Source organism: Rhodococcus sp. IEGM 1408 (assembly GCF_033142235.1).
GTDB lineage: Bacteria > Actinomycetota > Actinomycetes > Mycobacteriales > Mycobacteriaceae > Dietzia.
In genome coordinates, this window is sequence record NZ_JAWLRW010000006.1 from 87891 (window position 1) to 103752 (window position 15862).

General features: G+C 72.1%; 13 protein-coding genes. 6 read left to right on the plus strand and 7 right to left on the minus strand.

Annotation, left to right across the window (positions count from 1 at the left end):
• Window positions 1-1047 carry an oxygenase MpaB family protein gene (locus R4P08_RS11100; RefSeq protein ID WP_317813908.1) on the minus strand — a complete coding sequence of 349 codons (1047 nt, stop codon included), beginning with the start codon at window positions 1045-1047 and terminating at the stop codon, window positions 1-3.
• An 85-nt stretch (window positions 1048-1132) separates the two neighbouring features.
• Here R4P08_RS11100 and R4P08_RS11105 point away from each other — a divergent pair, with 85 nt between their 5' ends.
• Window positions 1133-1924 carry a phosphodiesterase gene (locus tag R4P08_RS11105; protein WP_317813910.1) on the plus strand — a complete coding sequence of 264 codons (792 nt, stop codon included), beginning with the start codon at window positions 1133-1135 and terminating at the stop codon, window positions 1922-1924.
• A gap of 50 nt (window positions 1925-1974) precedes the next feature.
• Here the strand turns inward: R4P08_RS11105 and R4P08_RS11110 are convergent, their stop codons facing one another.
• From R4P08_RS11110 to R4P08_RS11130, 5 genes are read right to left on the minus strand one after another with little or no spacing between them, the layout of a single operon-like run.
• Window positions 1975-2898 carry a siderophore-interacting protein gene (locus R4P08_RS11110; RefSeq protein WP_317813912.1) on the minus strand — a complete coding sequence of 308 codons (924 nt, stop codon included), beginning with the start codon at window positions 2896-2898 and terminating at the stop codon, window positions 1975-1977.
• Window positions 2895-3809: an ABC transporter ATP-binding protein gene (locus R4P08_RS11115; RefSeq protein WP_317813913.1), complete on the minus strand. Its 915-nt coding sequence runs from the start codon at window positions 3807-3809 to the stop codon at window positions 2895-2897. The genes R4P08_RS11110 and R4P08_RS11115 overlap by 4 nt, the downstream gene beginning before the upstream one ends.
• Window positions 3809-4894, minus strand: a complete 1086-nt coding sequence (locus R4P08_RS11120; RefSeq protein WP_317813914.1) for an iron ABC transporter permease — start codon at window positions 4892-4894, stop codon at window positions 3809-3811. The genes R4P08_RS11115 and R4P08_RS11120 overlap by 1 nt, the downstream gene beginning before the upstream one ends.
• Window positions 4891-5979: an iron ABC transporter permease gene (locus R4P08_RS11125; RefSeq protein WP_317813915.1), complete on the minus strand. Its 1089-nt coding sequence runs from the start codon at window positions 5977-5979 to the stop codon at window positions 4891-4893. Before R4P08_RS11125 ends, R4P08_RS11120 begins: the two co-directional genes overlap by 4 nt.
• 6 nt (window positions 5980-5985) lie before the next feature.
• Entirely contained in the window at window positions 5986-7092 is a 1107-nt protein-coding gene (locus tag R4P08_RS11130) for an iron-siderophore ABC transporter substrate-binding protein (RefSeq protein ID WP_317813916.1), read from the minus strand.
• Window positions 7093-7305: 213 nt separating this feature from the next.
• Here R4P08_RS11130 and R4P08_RS11135 point away from each other — a divergent pair, with 213 nt between their 5' ends.
• Genes R4P08_RS11135 through R4P08_RS11150 form a run of 4 tightly spaced genes read left to right on the plus strand, consistent with a single transcriptional unit; the run spans window position 7306 to window position 13196 of the window.
• Window positions 7306-8829 (plus strand): pyridoxal phosphate-dependent decarboxylase family protein, encoded by a 1524-nt coding sequence (locus tag R4P08_RS11135; protein ID WP_317813917.1) that lies wholly within the window; start codon window positions 7306-7308, stop codon window positions 8827-8829.
• Window positions 8826-10247: a lysine N(6)-hydroxylase/L-ornithine N(5)-oxygenase family protein gene (locus R4P08_RS11140; RefSeq protein WP_317813918.1), complete on the plus strand. Its 1422-nt coding sequence runs from the start codon at window positions 8826-8828 to the stop codon at window positions 10245-10247. Before R4P08_RS11135 ends, R4P08_RS11140 begins: the two co-directional genes overlap by 4 nt.
• A complete protein-coding gene (locus R4P08_RS11145) occupies window positions 10244-12799 on the plus strand; it encodes a GNAT family N-acetyltransferase (RefSeq protein ID WP_317813919.1) in 2556 nt (851 codons plus the stop codon). The genes R4P08_RS11140 and R4P08_RS11145 overlap by 4 nt, the downstream gene beginning before the upstream one ends.
• A gap of 10 nt (window positions 12800-12809) precedes the next feature.
• A complete protein-coding gene (locus R4P08_RS11150; RefSeq protein WP_317813920.1) occupies window positions 12810-13196 on the plus strand; it encodes an MmcQ/YjbR family DNA-binding protein in 387 nt (128 codons plus the stop codon).
• A gap of 37 nt (window positions 13197-13233) precedes the next feature.
• Here the strand turns inward: R4P08_RS11150 and R4P08_RS11155 are convergent, their stop codons facing one another.
• Window positions 13234-13797 (minus strand): hypothetical protein, encoded by a 564-nt coding sequence (locus R4P08_RS11155; protein ID WP_317813921.1) that lies wholly within the window; start codon window positions 13795-13797, stop codon window positions 13234-13236.
• A gap of 219 nt (window positions 13798-14016) precedes the next feature.
• Here R4P08_RS11155 and R4P08_RS11160 point away from each other — a divergent pair, with 219 nt between their 5' ends.
• Window positions 14017-15849: an HNH endonuclease signature motif containing protein gene (locus R4P08_RS11160; RefSeq protein ID WP_317813922.1), complete on the plus strand. Its 1833-nt coding sequence runs from the start codon at window positions 14017-14019 to the stop codon at window positions 15847-15849.
• Window positions 15850-15862 lie beyond the last annotated feature (13 nt).

A 15862-nucleotide genomic window follows, 5' to 3' on the forward strand; every position in this document is an offset into this window, starting at 1 on the left:
CTAACCCACCCGCGCCGCCGGCGCGGCGAACTCCAGCGGGGCCTCGCGGTGCTTGTGCTCATACGGCTTCGCCGTCGCCCCGTCGCGGCGGACGGCCAGTTGGTCCGCGTACTGCTCGAGCGGGGTCCGGGGGTCGCCGAACTTCTTCCGCGCCTGCTCAGGTGAGTAGACACTCGAGGTCTCCGCCGGGATGCCGCGGAGGTGGTCGGTAAGCACCGGGCCACCGCGAGGGGCGACGCGCTCGAGAAACCACAGTTGTGCCCGGGGGCTGCGGGCGAGCGCGGCCATCCCGGGTCGGAGCACCGCCACCACCGCCGAGTCGGTCACCCGGGACTGGCGCACGCCCATGAGCGCCCGCATCCATCGCGGGTAGGTGGCGATCACCCCGGCCCGGATGACCGGCCCCATGACTGCGCGCATCGGCGCCGGCAGCGCGGTGAAGATCGTCCGCATCCCCGCGAGGATGAACTCGATGTTGTGCACCGCGGCCTCGGACGAGGCGAGTCGGTCGCGCCAGTCGTCAAAGTACTTCTGCACCTCGCCGCGGGTGCGCGGGACGTCGTGCACGTGGATCGGCTGGCACTCGGCGGCCACAGCGCATTCGCGCCAGTACTCGTTCTCGTCCGTCCGGCTGAGCTTCCCGGGCCCGTACATCTCATAGACGTAGAGGATCGAGTGCCAGGCGGTCATGTGGATCCAGAGTTGCGAGGCCGGGTCGTTGGAGTCGTACTCGCCACCGGTGACGGGGTTGGGTCCGTACGCACGGGAGTGCACCTTCATCAGCACGTCGGAGGACTTGATCACCGACGCCGCGTCACCGAACAGCACGGTCGCGAAGTACTGGACGGTCCGGTCGTAGCGCAGCGCGGGCCGTTGCACCACCTGGCCGCTGTGCGCGACCGCCGCCGTCAGGTCCGGGTCGAGGTGCTCGATGGTCACCGCACGGATGAAGCCCAGAAGAGCCGACGTGGGATAGGACCACACCCGGCGCGCGACGGAATCGGGCACGAACAAGCCCTCATCCTGACGGATGAATGAACTCGCCATGGTGGACATCTCCCTAGGTTTTGTCTAGCAGTCAGCTGACGGTAACACTCAGGTGTGAGGCGCGCCACTGCGTATCGTGGTCACCATGTCCCGCATCGCCCGGAGATCACCCCGCCTGTCCGCCGACTCCGCGCGCGCTCACTCCGCGCGTACCCACCCCACGCGTGCCAACCCGGCGCCCAGCAACCCTGCGACCACCAACCCGGCGCCCGCAGACCGGCGGCCCGAACGGTCCGCCGAACTGGCGGTTCGCTCCGCCCCGCTGGCGGGTCTGTTCGGCTCGGCCTTCGGCGCAGCGGCGGCCCTCACGCGAATGGTCCGACCGAAGGCGCTGCACCCCAAGGGCGTCGTGGCCCGCGCGACGCTGAGCGTGACCGGTGTCGGGCGCACCGGTTCCCAACTCCTCGACATCACGGGCCGGTGGCCGGCCACGATCCGCCTGTCCCGCGCCATCGGACTACCGGACGCGGTCCCGGACATCGGGGGGATGGCCATCCGAATCCACGCCGACCAACCCGTGGACATCCTGCTCGCCAGCACCGGGCTGGGCCCGCTGTCCCGCTACGTCCTGACCACCGGCTGGCGGGCCACCGGCCGCACCATGACCTCGATGTTCCCCGTCCGGGTCGCGGGCCGTCCGCTGCTCCTCGCGGCGATCCCCACCGGGGACGGCGGCACCTGGACCCTGCAGCACGCGACCCCCCTGGGCAAGTGGACGACCCTGGGCCGCCTGACCGTGGACTCCTGGGAGGACGACGACGAGGACCTGCACTTCGATCCCATCGGCAACAGACTCCCCGGGTCGCGGTACCCGCGTCTGCTCCGGGCCCTCAGGGATCCGTCCTACCCGGCTCCCGATGAGGGCCCGACCCCGTAGCGGCGGGAGCACCCGGACAGCGACCGGCCGATCCGGTCGCGGGCCGCGGCTCAGTTCTCGGCTGCTCCACAGCGCCAGTAGCCCATGAACGCCACCGCCTGCTTGGGCACACCGGCGGCATCAACCGCGAGCCGGCGCATGGCGCGGACCAGTGCGGCCTCTCCGGCCAGGAAGAGATAGGGGTCCCCGGCGGACACGGCGGTGGCCGCCTGCCATTCCCGTTCGGTGGGTCGACGTCCGTCCAGGACGGTGTCCACACAGACCTGGTCCAGGCCCAGAACCCCCGCCAGGTGGTGGACGAGCGCGCTACCGCGATCCCCGGACCGCGGCAACAGGGTGACGAAGTCCGGCGCCCCGGCCGCCAGCGCCCGGGCATCAGCCGGGGTCGGCACCTCGATCAGGATCTGCACCTGCCGCGACTGCCGCGGTTCCGCCGCGATCTCCTCGGCGATCGCCAGCAGCGCGGGGGCGGCGGTCTCGTCCCCCGCGCACACCACCCGACCGGCCTCACCCGGTGCCCACGCGGCCCACGGGGCGTGCCCGCGACCGGGGCCGATGAGGCGGACGCCGTCCCCCGGTCGCACCGATCGCGCCCACAGGGAACCTGGACCCTCGTCGTGGCCGGGGTGGACCACCGTGTCCACGGTCAGGGCGGGGACCAGCTCGCCGTCGAGCTCCACGGTGTCGGCCCGGCGCACGGTGTAGGTCCGCATGGAACCCCGCTCGGCCTCCGGCAGGGCCAACCACTCCCTGATCGCGGCCGGATCCGGGGCGATCCCCCGCTCACCGGGCGGCGGGACGATCAGTTTGATGTAGGCATCGCGCACGGTGCCCGGGTCCACCACGTCCGCGGACCACCTGAGCAGATCCGGTCCGGCGAGTACGAGTCGGACGTACGAGTCCCCCAGCGCCCGGGCCTCGAGGACCCGGGTCTCAGCGAGCAGGATCGGTGCCTCTACGACTATTGCGGTCATGTCGTCCCCTTCCGTCGTCCCCGCGGCAGGACCACGGGATGGCCAGTGAGCGGGTCACTGATGATGTCGGCTTCCAGGTCGAAGACCCGGCGCAAGGTCTCGGCGTTGATCACCTGATCGGGCGGCCCCGCCGCCACCACCCCGCCCTCGGCCACGGCCACCAGGTGGTCGGCCACCCGGGCTGCCAGGGTGAGTTCGTGCAGCACCGCCACCACGGTCCGGCGGCCGGACCCCTCTCCCTGCGGGTCCGGGTGGTGCCCGGCGGGCAGGGGCAGGTCGCTGACCAGGTCCAGCACGTCGAGCTGGTGGGCGAGGTCGAGGAACGAGCACGGCTCGTCGAGCAGCAGCGTGGCCGTGGCCTGCGCCAGCACCAGCGCCACCCACACGCGCTGCCGCTGCCCACCGGAGAGTTCGTCGACCCGGCGGTGGGCGAAATCGGCGGTGCCGGTCAGTGCCAGCGCCTCGGCGACGGCCGACTCGTCGTCGTCGCCCGCTCCCCACCACCGTCGGTGGGGATGCCGACCGCGGGCCACCAACTCGGCCACCGTGAGCCCCTCCGGGACGAGCGGCGACTGGGGCAGGAACGCCACCGACCTGGCGTGGGCCCGGGGCTTGATGGTCGCCAGGTCGCGTCCGCCCACCTCGATCGAACCGGCCAGCGGCGAGAGCTGACGGCCGAGGGCCCGCAGGATCGTGGACTTCCCGCAGCCGTTGGCGCCGATCAGCACGGTGGTCTTACCGCTCGGGATGTCCAGGTCGAGGTCCCTGATCACCGGTTCGGCGCCGTAGCCCAGGGTCAGCCCGCGGAGGCGGAAGGCGGGTTCCGGGACGAGGCCGGCGTCCAGCGGCAGGGCGGGCTCGGGTCCGGCGAACGCAGGTCGGGAAGTCTGGATGGGGACGGGGACGGGCATCAGGCGACCTTTCGGGAGCGCAGCAGGATCCACAGCATGGCGGGGGCGCCGAGGGCACCGGTCACCACGCCGGTGGGCAGGTCGACGGTGCTCAGCGCCTCGGAGGCCACGACGTCGGCGGCCACCACGATCACCGCGCCGGTCAGCGCGGCGGCGAGGATGCGGGGTCGGCCGCGGCCGAGCGCGGTAGCGATCGGCGTGGACAGCAGGGCGACGAACGCCAGCGGACCGGCGACCGCGGTGGCGGCGGCGGCGAGCACGGTGCCCACGCCCAGCGCGGCGGCGCGGGTGGGGACGGGACGGGAGCCCAGGCCGACGGCGAGCTCGGGCCCCAGCTCGGCGGGCCGGAGCGCGGCGTGCAGCCACATCCCCAGCGGGAGGAGGACGGCCAGGGCTGCGGCCAGCCACCCGATGCGCTCGGCCGACGCCGCGGAGAGCGAGCCGACCGTCCACACCGCCGCCTCCTGCGCGCCCATGAGCGGGAGCCGGGCCACGTACTGGGTCACCACGGCGCTGCCGAGCGCGGCCACGGCGACCCCGCCGAGCAGGAACCGCGGGCCCACGATCCCCGAGCGCCGACCGGCCGACGCGACCAGCACGATCGCCAGCGCGACCGCGGATCCGGCGAGCGCGGCGGGGATGATGCCCACCCCGCGCAGGCCCCATGTCGCCATCCCCACGACGGCCCCGGCGGACGCGCCGTGCGAGATGCCGAGGATGTCCGGGCTGGCCAGCGGGTTGCCGAGCACGCGGCGGAACAGGGCGCCGGAGGCCCCGAACGCCAGGCCCGCGAGCGCGCCGAGGACGGCGCGGGGCAGCTTGTCGTCCAGCACCACGAACGTGGCACCGGGGATGGCGGCGCCGCCGAGGATGGCGAGGAAGTCGGGCACCGTCACCGTGTACCGGCCCAGCAGCACGCGGACGGCCATCACCGCCAGCAGGGCGACGGACAGTCCGACGACGACGAGGACCGCGTGACGCCGCCGGCGGGCGGCGAGTTCGGCCACCCGCTTCTCCGTCCGCGCCAGGTCCGGGGCGTCGGGACCGGCCGGGCGGTCGATGACGGTCGTGGTCGTGGCGCTCATGTCTCCCCCATCCCCCGGCCGGAGCGCAGCAGCACGATGAGGAACGGCACGCCCATCGCCACGGTCATCACGCCCACGGCGATCTCGCCGGGCGGGGCGATCACCCGGCCCACGGTGTCGGCGAGCAGCAGGACGGCGGGTCCGACGATCACGGACAGGCCCAGGACCACCCGGTTGCCCGCCCCGACCAGTCGCCGCAGCAGGTGCGGCACGAGCAGTCCGAGGAACGCGATCGGGCCGGCCAGCGCCGTCGCTACGCCGGAGAGGATGATCACGCCCCCGAGGACCACGGCCCGGCCGGCGACGGGCCCCACGCCCAGTCCGCGGGCCAGGTCGTCGCCGAGGGCGAGCGCGTCGAGGGTGGCCGCCCCGGCCAACACCAGGGCCAGGCCGATCAGCAGGAACGGCAGCGCGGCCCCGATCTCCGCGGCGCCGGACCGGGCCACCGAGCCCAGACCCCAGAAGCGGAAGCGGTCGAGCACACCGGGCAGCGCCACCACCAGCGAGGAGGTGACCGCCGTGCACCCGGCGGTCACGGCCGCGCCGGCCAGGATCAGCCCGGTGCCGGAGTCCGCGCCCAGCCGCCCGGCACCCACGACCACCAAGCCGGCGGCGAGCGACCCGACCACGGCGAAGCCGGCGACCGCGCTGGGTCCGGCGCTCGGCGCGAGCGCCAGACCCAGCACCACGCCGAGGGCGGCGCCGGCGGTGAGGCCCAGGAGGCCGGGATCGCCGAGCGGGTTGCGGGTGGCGCCCTGCAACCCGGCGCCGGCCACGGCCAGGGCGGCGCCCACGAGAACAGCGGTGATGGTCCGGGGCACGCGTGCGGTCACCACCACCTCGTCCATCCCGGCGCCCGACCCCGGTGCCAGGGCCGCGGCGAGATCGCCCGAAGTCAGCGCCGACGGGAGCCCGCCGAGCACCGACAAGACCACGCCGGGATCCACCGACCGGGCGCCGACGAACAGCGACGCGGCCACCGCCAGCACGAGCAGAGCGAGCGAGGCGGCCGTACCCAGGACGACTCGATCGGCGCCCGGCGGTTTCTGCCGCCCGGTCGCTGGTGCCCGGCTCGTCGTCGTCATAAGGGGTTAGTTCCGCTCCGCCACGGTGATGATCTCGGGGACGACGTTCTCCAGCGCCCACGGCAGGCTGAGCGGCGAGGCCGCGGACAGGGCCAGCACCTCCTGCTCGTCGGTCTGCACCACCATGCGGCCGCCGGCGACCGCGGGGATGCGGCCGAGCAATGCGTCGGATTCGATCGCCGCGCGCACGTCCGGGGAGGCGGCGTAGGTGACCAGGATGTCGGAGACCAGCTGGTCGGCCCGCTCGGGCGACCAGGTCACAAAGAACTCGTCGGGCGCCCCGGTCGACGCCTCGGCGACGGCGGGCGACTGCACCATGCCGAGCTGCTCGAGGAAGCGCGGCCGGTTGTCCACTCCCGTGTAGGCGTAGATCTTCTCGGCGGCGTCCGGGTCGACGGTGCCGAAGATGAAGGAGGTGCCGCGGATCCCGGGGTGGGCGGTGGCGACCTGGTCGATCTGCCCCTCGACGTCGGTGATGAGCTCCTCGGCCCGCTCCGCCCGGCCCAGCGCCTCGCCGATCAGCCGGGTCGAGTCCTGCCAGGCGGTCCCGAAGGGGGCGTCACCCTCGGGCATCGCGACGGTGGGCGCGATCTTGGACAGCGTCTCGTACTCCTCGGCGGTCATGCCCGAGTAGACGCCCAGGATGAGGTCGGGCTCGAGCGCGGCGATCGCCTGCGTGTTGATGCCGTCGGTCTCGGAGTACATCTCCGGAGCCTGGCCCCCGGCCTCCGCCAGCGCGGCGTCGAACCAGTCCGTCGACCCGGCCGCGTTCCCGCCGAACGCGTTCCGGGGCATACCCACCGGAACCACTCCGAGCGCGAGCGAGACGTCGGCGTTGACCCAGGAGATGGTGGCCACGCGCTGTGGCGCCGCCGGGATCTCGGTCTCACCGTAGGTGTGGGTGACGGTGCGCGGGAAATCTCCCTCGCGCTCGACCCCGGTTACCGAACCGGGCTCGTCGGTGCCGCCCACCGCACCTGTAGAGCAGCCGGCGAGGAGGGCGAGGATCGCGATGCCGGCGGCAAGGAGCAACAGGACGGCTCGATTGCGGGAGCGGGACGAGGTGGGAGCGTCCGCGAATCCGAACCGGGACCGTGCGGCGGGCGAGGTCATGAGATCTCCGTCTGACGAGAAGTGACTTAGGCATGGCTTACCTATGGTGTGCGCAACACTAGGGGCGTTGAGGGGTCTCACGCAAGGTCAACATTTCCCCTCGTCACTTCAGTTGCCCCACAGTGTGATTCATCTCACCCAACTGTTGCTTAGGCAAGCCTACCCTCATAGCGTCGCCCCTGCCGCACGTTCCCCGAGTAGGTCGGAGTACCCGTGAAAGATCCGTTGCTGAGCCGCGAGAGTGGGGAGGACCACGCCGCCGCGCTGGCCGCCGCGACCGCGGAGGTGGGCCGATATCTCGACGGCAGAACCACCCCGCGCTCGTCCGCCTCGCCCTCACACCTCGCGGCCCAGACCGCGGCGGTGGACCTGTCCACTCCCCTGGGGACCCTGGAGGAGGCCCTCGTGGAGGTGCGCGGCCTCTATCTCGATCACGCGGTGGGTTACCACCATCCGCGATACCTCGCGCACCTCAACTGCCCAGTCACCATCCCTGCGCTAGCCGCCGAGACGCTGGCCACCTCCGTCAACACGGCCGTAGAGACCTGGGACCAGGGCACCTCGGCCTGCCTCATCGAGCAGAAGCTCATCGACTGGACCACCGGCCTCATCGGCTTCGACCGAGCAGAGCCGACCCGACCCCAGCAGATCCGCCCGGACGGGGTGTTCACCACCGGCGGCACACAGTCCAACCTGCAGGCGCTGTTCACCGCCCGCGAGAACCGGCTCGCCCGGCCCGCCCCGGCCACCGGGGACGCCGCTGTTCCCGGCACCCCCGCCGACCGCTGCGCGCGGATGTCCCGCCTGCGGATAGTGACCGGTGAGCACGCCCACCTCAGCGTGGTGATGGCCGCCCGACTGCTCGGCCTGGCCCCGGACGCCGTCATCGTCCTGCCCGGGAACGGGGACCAGTTGGATCCGGCGACCCTCGACCGCGCGCTCGCCTCGGTCGTCGACGCGGGGAACGAGGTCGCAGCCGTCGTCGCGCTGGCCGGGACCACCGACCACGGCGTGATCGACCCGATGCGGTCGATCGGACGAGTGTGTCGCCGCCACGACGTGTGGCTGCACGTGGACGCGGCCTACGGCGGCGGGTTGCTGGTCTCCCCCACCCGCCGCGACCTGCTCGACGGGATCGAGCTGGCCGACTCGGTGACCGTGGACTTCCACAAGACCTTCTTCCTCCCGGTGGCCGCCTCCGCCCTCCTGCTGCGCGACGGCTCCCACTTCCGCCACTCCACCGTGAGCGCCGACTACCTGAACCCCGCCGACGGCGACACCCACGCCGTGGACAAGTCCCTGCAGACCACCCGGCGCTTCGACGCGCTCAAGCTGTGGATGACGCTGCGGGTGATCGGTGCGGACGGCATCGGCCGGTTGCTGGACTCCGCGATCGACGTGGCCGAACGGACCGCCCGGACCGTCGAGGCCGACCCCCTGCTCGAACTGGTCCGACGCCCGGAGCTGTCGACCGTACTGTTCCGTCCCCGGCCGCCGGGAGCCGACGACGACGAGGCGGACTCCCTCGTCCGGCCCGTGCGGGACGCCCTGTTCGCCGAGGGGCGCTCCGTGGTCGCCGCGACCGTGATCGACGGCAGGCCCTGTCTCAAGCTCACCGTGCTGGACCCGAACCTGTCCGAGGAGGACGTGGCGGCGGTGCTCGCAGACGTCCGCGAGGCCGCGCTCTACCTGGCCGTCGGGTTCCGACAGGCCACCACCGCGGGGGTACTGACATGACCGGGAAGATCTACGACCTGCTCGGGGTGGGCATCGGCCCGTTCAATCTGGGGCTGGCCTGCCTGGCCGAACCGCTCGACCTGGACGCGGTGTTCCTCGACGCCCGCGACGGCTTTGCCTGGCACCACGGACTCATGCTCGACGAGGCCACCATCCAGGTGCCCTTCCTGGCGGACCTGGTCACCCTGGCCGACCCCACCTCGCCGTACTCGTTCCTGGCCTACCTCAAGCAGGTCGGCCGCCTCTACCCCTTCTATATCCGGGAGAACTTCCAGCCACTGCGCTCGGAGTACGACGCGTACTGCCGCTGGGCCTCCGAGCGCGTGGCGGGCCTGAGATGGGGCCGCGAGGTGGTCGACGTCCAGCGCGAGAGCGGACCGGAAACCGGGAACAACCCTGGCGACGACGACGAGGGTCCCGTCTACCGGGTCACCGCCATCACCCGCGAGGGCACCGAGACCTATCGCACCCGGCACCTCGTGCTGGGAATCGGGACCACCCCGTGGTCGCCGGTGGATCTGGAGGCGCTGGACGGCCGCGGCGGCAGTGCCACCACGGTCGCGCTCCACGCCGCCGACTACCTCCCTCGTCGCGCGGAACTCCTCGACCTGGGATCGGTGACCGTGGTGGGCAGCGGCCAGTCGGCGGCGGAGATCTACCACGACCTGCTCTCGGCCTCCGGCGGCGACGGCCCGCGCGTCGACTGGGTGACCCGCTCGCCGCGGTTCTTCCCCATGGAGTACACCAAGCTCACCCTGGAGATGACCTCGCCCGAGTACATCGATCACTTCCACGGGCTCCCCGCGGACCAGCGGGACAGGATGCTGCGCGAGCAGCGCTCGCTCTACAAGGGCATCGACGCCGACCTGATCAACCAGATCCACGACCTGCTCTACCGACGGTCGGCGCAGGGGCTCGGCAACGGCCTGCTCGTGGCCGCGACCGCCCTCGACGGAGCCTGCGTGACCGGCGAACCCGCGGGAATCCATCTGGACCTGCGCTGCAACGACACCGGCCGGCCGTGGACCCATCACACCGACGGACTGGTGATGGCCACCGGTTACTCGCCCACCCCGCCGCGGTTCCTCGACGGCATCGCAGGCGAGATCGACACGGAAGAGATCGACACGGACCACGGCAACGGCCGGTCCCGTCGCTACCGCGTGGCCCGCGACCACACCGTCGACCGTGCCCACTCCCGCATCCACGTGCAGAACGCCGAGGAACACACCCACGGGCTCAGCGCCCCCGACCTGGGCATGGGAGCGATGCGCAACAGCATCATCCTGCGCAGCATCACCGGCCGCGAGGTCTACCCGGTCGAGACCGCCATCGCCTTCCAACAGTTCGGCGTCCCCGGCGCCCACACCGCGCCCGCCATCGCGCCCACCACCTCGCAGACCCAGGAGAGCCGATGACCCACACCGCATCGCCGATCGCAGCTCGCACCTCACCCACCCGCACCTCACCCGCTCACACCTCACCCGCCCACACCCTCGCCGCCCACACCCCGGCCGGGCTCGTCACCCTCGAGCCGTTGGCCCTGGATGCCGCGACCGTCCGCACACTGCACGCCTGGCTCGCCCACCCCGGCTCCGCCTACTGGGGGATGCGTGGTCTGACCCCCGAGCAGGTGGAGGAGGTGTTCTCCGACTGGCAGGGCTGCCCGCACCGGCAGGTCCACCTGGTGCGGATCGACGGTCTGCGGGTGGGGCTGGCGGTGTTCTACGACCCGGCGGAGGTCGAACTCGACGGGCGGTACCCGCACCAACCGGGCGACCTCGGCATGCACCTGCTCGTGGCGCCCACCCGGACCCCGGTCCCCGGCACGACATCGGCCGTGATCGGCGTTATCTGCCAGACCGCCCTCGAATCTCTGGGCGCCCGGCGGGTGGTGGTGGAACCCGATGCGGGGAACACCGCGGTTCACCGACTCAACGCCCGGGCCGGCTTCGTCGTGGACGGGCCACTGGAGCTCCCGGACAAGACCGCCCTCCTCTCCTTCTGTAGTGCCGAGGGCTTCCGGGCCTCGGAGATCGGCCGGGAGACGAGGACCGTTTCGTCGTCGTCCCTCCACTCCCCCGACCAACGTCACGCCACCGCCACCGGCACCGGCACCGGCACCGGCACCGGCACCGGCCACGCTCCCACCCACGCCCACCTCACCGGACACGCCATGCGCCGGGCCCACCGCCACCTGTGCGCGAAGGCCCTGGCCGAGTTCTCCCACGAACGGCTCCTGGCCCCGGAACCGGGCGCCGACCCCGGTTGGTACGAGGTCCGCGCCGGGCGCGAGTCCTGGTCGTTCCGCGCGCGGGTGCTGCCGCTGGAACACTGGATGATCGACGAGGCGACGCTGCGCCGCGAGGTCGACGGCGCCCCGGCCGAGCCCGACGCGCAGGAGTTGATCACCGCACTGGCGCCCGTGCTGGGCATCCCCGACACTCTCATGGGGACGTACCTCGAGGAGATCGCGGCCACGCTCGGCTCGGCCGCGTTCTGCCTGCACCACCGCGACCGGCCCGCGCAGGAGCTCGCCGAGGCCGGCCTGCAGGAGGTCGAGGCCGCGATGACCGAGGGCCACCCCGGGTTCGTCGCCAACAACGCCCGCATCGGGCTCGGCCTGACCGACCGGCATCGCGTCACCCCGGAGGCCCGGGCCACCGTGCGCCTGGTGTGGCTCGCCGCGCGGCGGGACCTGAGCCACCTGGCCACCGTGAGCGGACTGGACGAGGACGAGCTCTACCTGCGCGAATTCGGTCGCGAGGCGCTCGACCGCTGCGCCGACCAGCTCGTCGCACTCGGCCTGGACCCGGCCGACCACCGCGTCCTGCCGGTGCACCCCTGGCAGTGGGAGCACAAAATCGCCGTGGCATTCGGCCCCGATCTCGCGCGCCGCGACCTGGTCTACCTGGGCGAGTCCGACCACGAGTACCGCCCGCAGCAGTCCGTCCGCACCTTCTTCGACGTCACCCGCCCCGACCGCGGCTACGTCAAGACCGCGCTGGCCGTGCAGAACATGGGGTTCACCCGTGGGCTCTCGCCCAGGTACATGCGCGACACTCCGGCCGTCAACGACTGGGTGGCCGAGCTGGTGGCCGCCGATCCGGTGCTGACCGCGTTGGACTTCGGGATCCTGCGCGAGGTCGCCGCCGTCGGCTACACGGGCGACGCCTACCACCGGGCCGCCGCCGCCGGGGCCTCCGACGAGGGCCCGCACACCAAGATGATCGCCGCGCTGTGGCGCGAGAGCCCGGTTCCGCGGCTGGCGGCCGACGAGAGGGCGTTCACGCTGGCCTCGCTCCTGCACGTGGACCCGCACGGGCGCCCCCTCGTCGTCGAACATCTGGAGCGCTCCGGAGTGGACGCCCGCACGTGGCTCCGTGCACTCCTCGACGCCTACCTGGCGCCGGTCGCGCGCTGCCTCCTGGCGCACGGGCTGGTATTCATGCCGCACGGCGAGAACGTGATCGTGGTGATCGGCCCGGACCACGTGCCGCGTCGCGTGCTGTTCAAGGACATCGGCGAGGAGGTGGCCGTGGTGCGCGACCGTCCGCTGCCGGCGGGGATCGAGCGGATCCGGCACCTCGTGGACGCCGAGACCGCCGCGCTGGCCGTCCACACCGACGTCATGGACGGGGTGCTGCGCCACCTGGCCGGGATACTCGACGGCGCTGGCGTCCTGGGGGTCGAGGACTTCTGGGAAGAGGCGCGGGCGTGCCTGAAGACGTTGGCCGGGGAAGACGGCGACGGCGACGACGGCGAGGTGCACCGTCCCACCTGGGAGGCGCTGTTCGCCCCGCGGTTCAAGCACTCATGCCTCAACCGGCTCCAGCTGCGCAACACCCGCCAGATGGTGGACCTGACGGACCAGGCGGGGTCGCTGCAGTTCGCCGGCACGCTGGACAACCCGCTCGCGCGAACCCGCCCGCGCCCCGCCGTGCGCCCCGCTGCGGAGGGCGTGTCGTAACGTCAGCGGGATGAACGGGCGGGAACTCCAGAAGTGTGCGGCTCGGCGGGCGCGTGAGCTGCCGGCGTCGACCCTGGAGTTCCCGTTCGGGCCGGACTACGACGTCTACAAGGTCCGCGGCAAGATGTTCATGCTCCACGTGGAGGTCGCCGGGGAGCGTCAAGTGGTGCTCAAGGCCCTGCCCTCGGACAGCATGGCGCTGCGCGAGGCGCACGAGGACATAACAACCGGCTACCACATGAACAAGCGCCACTGGATCTCGTTGCATCCCGGCGGGACCCTCACCCCGGGCATGGTCGAGGAGCTGGTCACCGAGTCCTACCGGCTCGTGGTGGCGGGGCTGCCAAAGGCGCAACAGCCGGTTGAACCCCACCAGTTCGGGCGCGGGCAGCGCTGAACGATCCGCCCAGCGCCCAGCGGCCGCCGCCCAGCGGTCAGCCCTGCGGGATCAAGTCTGCGGGATCAGCCTGCGGGGACAGGGAGCTCTCGGTGAGCGAACCGAGCTGCTCCTCCCCGAGCGAACCGTTCACAGCCTCGGTGGCGGACGCGGTGTCGACCTGGCCCCCGAGCGACTCGCCCACGAGCGGGACTCCGCCGACCACTGCAGCGACTGAACCCTCCACGTCGCCCTTCAGCAGGGAGTCGCCGGACTCGGCGACGGGGTTGACCACCATGCAGACGACGCCGACCGGAATCGGCAGGGGCACGCCCGTCAGGCCGGCGGCGGCACCGGCGACGGTGCCCACGTTGCACGCCAGCGTGGCGGCGGAACCGAGGGGCCCCGAGGCGTAACCGGGCAGCGAGCCGGTCACCGAACCCGGGAGAAGCTCACCCGCGGAACCGAGGTAGTCGCCCTCGACGTCGGACGACCCGGAGATCGACGACGAATCGAGGCCGTCAGAGGAGAGCCCGTCCGCGCTCTGGGCTGCGGCGGTTCCGGCAGAGGCGACGAGCAGGGCCGCCACCAATGCCCCGGTGAATGCGATGGACTTGGACATGGGCGGCCTCCGAGCAGCACGTGAGGAGCGGTCGCCCCTGCAGATCAACGAATCATGAGTCCACCACATATCCCGGCCGAGCGGGTATCCGTTACTCCTGAGCCATGCAAGAGCCCGATTCTGATGTTCCTCAGCCCTTGTGCGTTCGAATGTGTATGCGTATCATAGAACACAGGTTCGATACGATTTGAATGCGGTGCAACACCGGGGGGTGGGGGCATGAGCGATACGGCAGGCGGTTGCGGGGCGGGCGATGCGAGCGGCAGAAGCGGCCCTGGCGGCCCCGATGACGGGTCTGCCCTGCGCGCCCTGACCGAGGCCGCTCGTGCCACCTGGGCGGCGGAGAACCGGGCCGCCGCAGCCCGGTTCACCGCCTGCTACCAACTGTTTCGCGAGTGCGTCCGCCGAGATGAAGCCGGCGTCGGGGACGGCCTCGTCCCCGGGTACGCGGTGATCGACCCGTTCGCGGAGTGCGCCGGCCAGGTGGTCGCGGCGATGCCCATCTCCTGCCTGCGGGCCGAGTCCATGATCAGCTTCGCGGTCGACCTGACCGAGCGCTACCCGGCCATCCTCGCCGCCCTGGCCTCCGGCCGGATGGAGCAACGCGCCGCGGAGCTGCTCGCCCGCCAGATGTCCACCGTCGACCCCGCCGTGCTCGAGCAGGTCCAGCGGGAGGTGGTCGAGGACTACCTCGCCGCCCTGGAGGGCGGCGAACGTCTCGGCGACCGCACCGTCCGCGAAGCCGCCGATGCGATCATCCGCCGCTACGACGCCAACGGGATCCGCGAACGCAAAGCCGACGCCGCCCGCGACCGCGGAGTGCACTTCCGCAAAGGCGCCGACGGGATGGCCAACCTCTGGGCCACCCTGGCCGCCGATGAAGCCGCCGTCCTGGCCGAACGCATCGACCAACGCGCCAACGAATTCACCAACCCCGACCCCGACACCACCAGCTCCGCGGCCGGTGGCACTGCTACTGCCGGCTCTTCTGGCGCGCCGTCCGACACCTTGAAGTCCGACTCCGGGTCCAATTCCGACTCAGACTCAGGCGCTGACGCTGACGCTGACGCTGATGCCGAGGTGGCGGACATGTCGTACTACCCGCTGCCCCAGCGCCGCGCCGATGCGCTGATGTCCCTGGTCTGCGGGGACCGCGGCTACGCCCGCGCCACCGGGCTGGACCCGGACGAACCGCCGGCACCGCTGCGACCCAAGGTCACCGTCTTCGCCCCCGGGAATGGCGCAGACCCGCAGGTCGAGTTCCCCCGCACCGGCGAATCCGCCATCAACGCCCTGCTGGCCATGCTCGCCACCAGCAGCGGCGCCACCCTCGAGCGGATCGACCCCGCCCCGGGCGCCGCCGACGATGCCCGCCGAGCCCTGAACTACCGGCCCAGCACCGCCCTGGCCCGCCGCGTCCGCCTACGCGACGGAACCTGCCGGCACCCCGGGTGCACCGTGCCAGCCGAGAACTGCGACCTCGACCACGCCCGCCCCTTCGACCACGACGACCCCAGCAGCGGCGGGCACACCGAGGAATGCAACCTGATGTGCCTGTGCCGCCGACATCACCGGTTCAAAACCTTCTCCGGCTGGCTGTACGACCTCTCCCCCGACGGCACCCTCGTGGTCATCACCCCGGACGGCGCGACCATGCTCACCCGACCGTCCGGGCCCCTGGCGGCATTCCGCCGCGAACAAGCCCGCGCCGAGCAACAGGCCTGGGCTAAGCAACAAACCCGCACCCCCAACCCCACCACCACCTCCACCACCGACGCCGGCGGCGGCGACCCGAACACCGAACCCACCTACTGGCACCGCCGGGCAGCCCGCCTCCGCGCCGAACGCGCCAAAGCCGAACAACGCCGCGCCCAACGCGAAACCACCCGCAACCCCAGCACCGGCGCTGTTCCTGGCAACGGTGCTGGCCCCGGCCGCACCACACCCTCCACCCGCAGCCGCTGGTGGGACCGCAACAAACCCATCGTCAGCCAAGTCGAACGCCAAATCCAACAACTCATCGACGAACTCCTCGACCCACCACCCTTCTAACCGGATCGAGCGT

Bases quoted from the DNA above. Each gene is read 5' to 3' on its own strand.
- R4P08_RS11100 (WP_317813908.1), bottom strand. From the start codon at position 1,047: ATGGCGAGTTCATTCATCCGTCAGGATGAGGGCTTGTTCGTGCCCGAT.
- R4P08_RS11105 (WP_317813910.1), top strand. From the start codon at position 1,133: ATGTCCCGCATCGCCCGGAGATCACCCCGCCTGTCCGCCGACTCCGCG.
- R4P08_RS11110 (WP_317813912.1), bottom strand. From the start codon at position 2,898: ATGACCGCAATAGTCGTAGAGGCACCGATCCTGCTCGCTGAGACCCGG.
- R4P08_RS11115 (WP_317813913.1), bottom strand. From the start codon at position 3,809: ATGCCCGTCCCCGTCCCCATCCAGACTTCCCGACCTGCGTTCGCCGGA.
- R4P08_RS11120 (WP_317813914.1), bottom strand. From the start codon at position 4,894: ATGAGCGCCACGACCACGACCGTCATCGACCGCCCGGCCGGTCCCGAC.
- R4P08_RS11125 (WP_317813915.1), bottom strand. From the start codon at position 5,979: ATGACGACGACGAGCCGGGCACCAGCGACCGGGCGGCAGAAACCGCCG.
- R4P08_RS11130 (WP_317813916.1), bottom strand. From the start codon at position 7,092: ATGACCTCGCCCGCCGCACGGTCCCGGTTCGGATTCGCGGACGCTCCC.
- R4P08_RS11140 (WP_317813918.1), top strand. From the start codon at position 8,826: ATGACCGGGAAGATCTACGACCTGCTCGGGGTGGGCATCGGCCCGTTC.
- R4P08_RS11145 (WP_317813919.1), top strand. From the start codon at position 10,244: ATGACCCACACCGCATCGCCGATCGCAGCTCGCACCTCACCCACCCGC.
- R4P08_RS11150 (WP_317813920.1), top strand. From the start codon at position 12,810: ATGAACGGGCGGGAACTCCAGAAGTGTGCGGCTCGGCGGGCGCGTGAG.
- R4P08_RS11155 (WP_317813921.1), bottom strand. From the start codon at position 13,797: ATGTCCAAGTCCATCGCATTCACCGGGGCATTGGTGGCGGCCCTGCTC.
- R4P08_RS11160 (WP_317813922.1), top strand. From the start codon at position 14,017: ATGAGCGATACGGCAGGCGGTTGCGGGGCGGGCGATGCGAGCGGCAGA.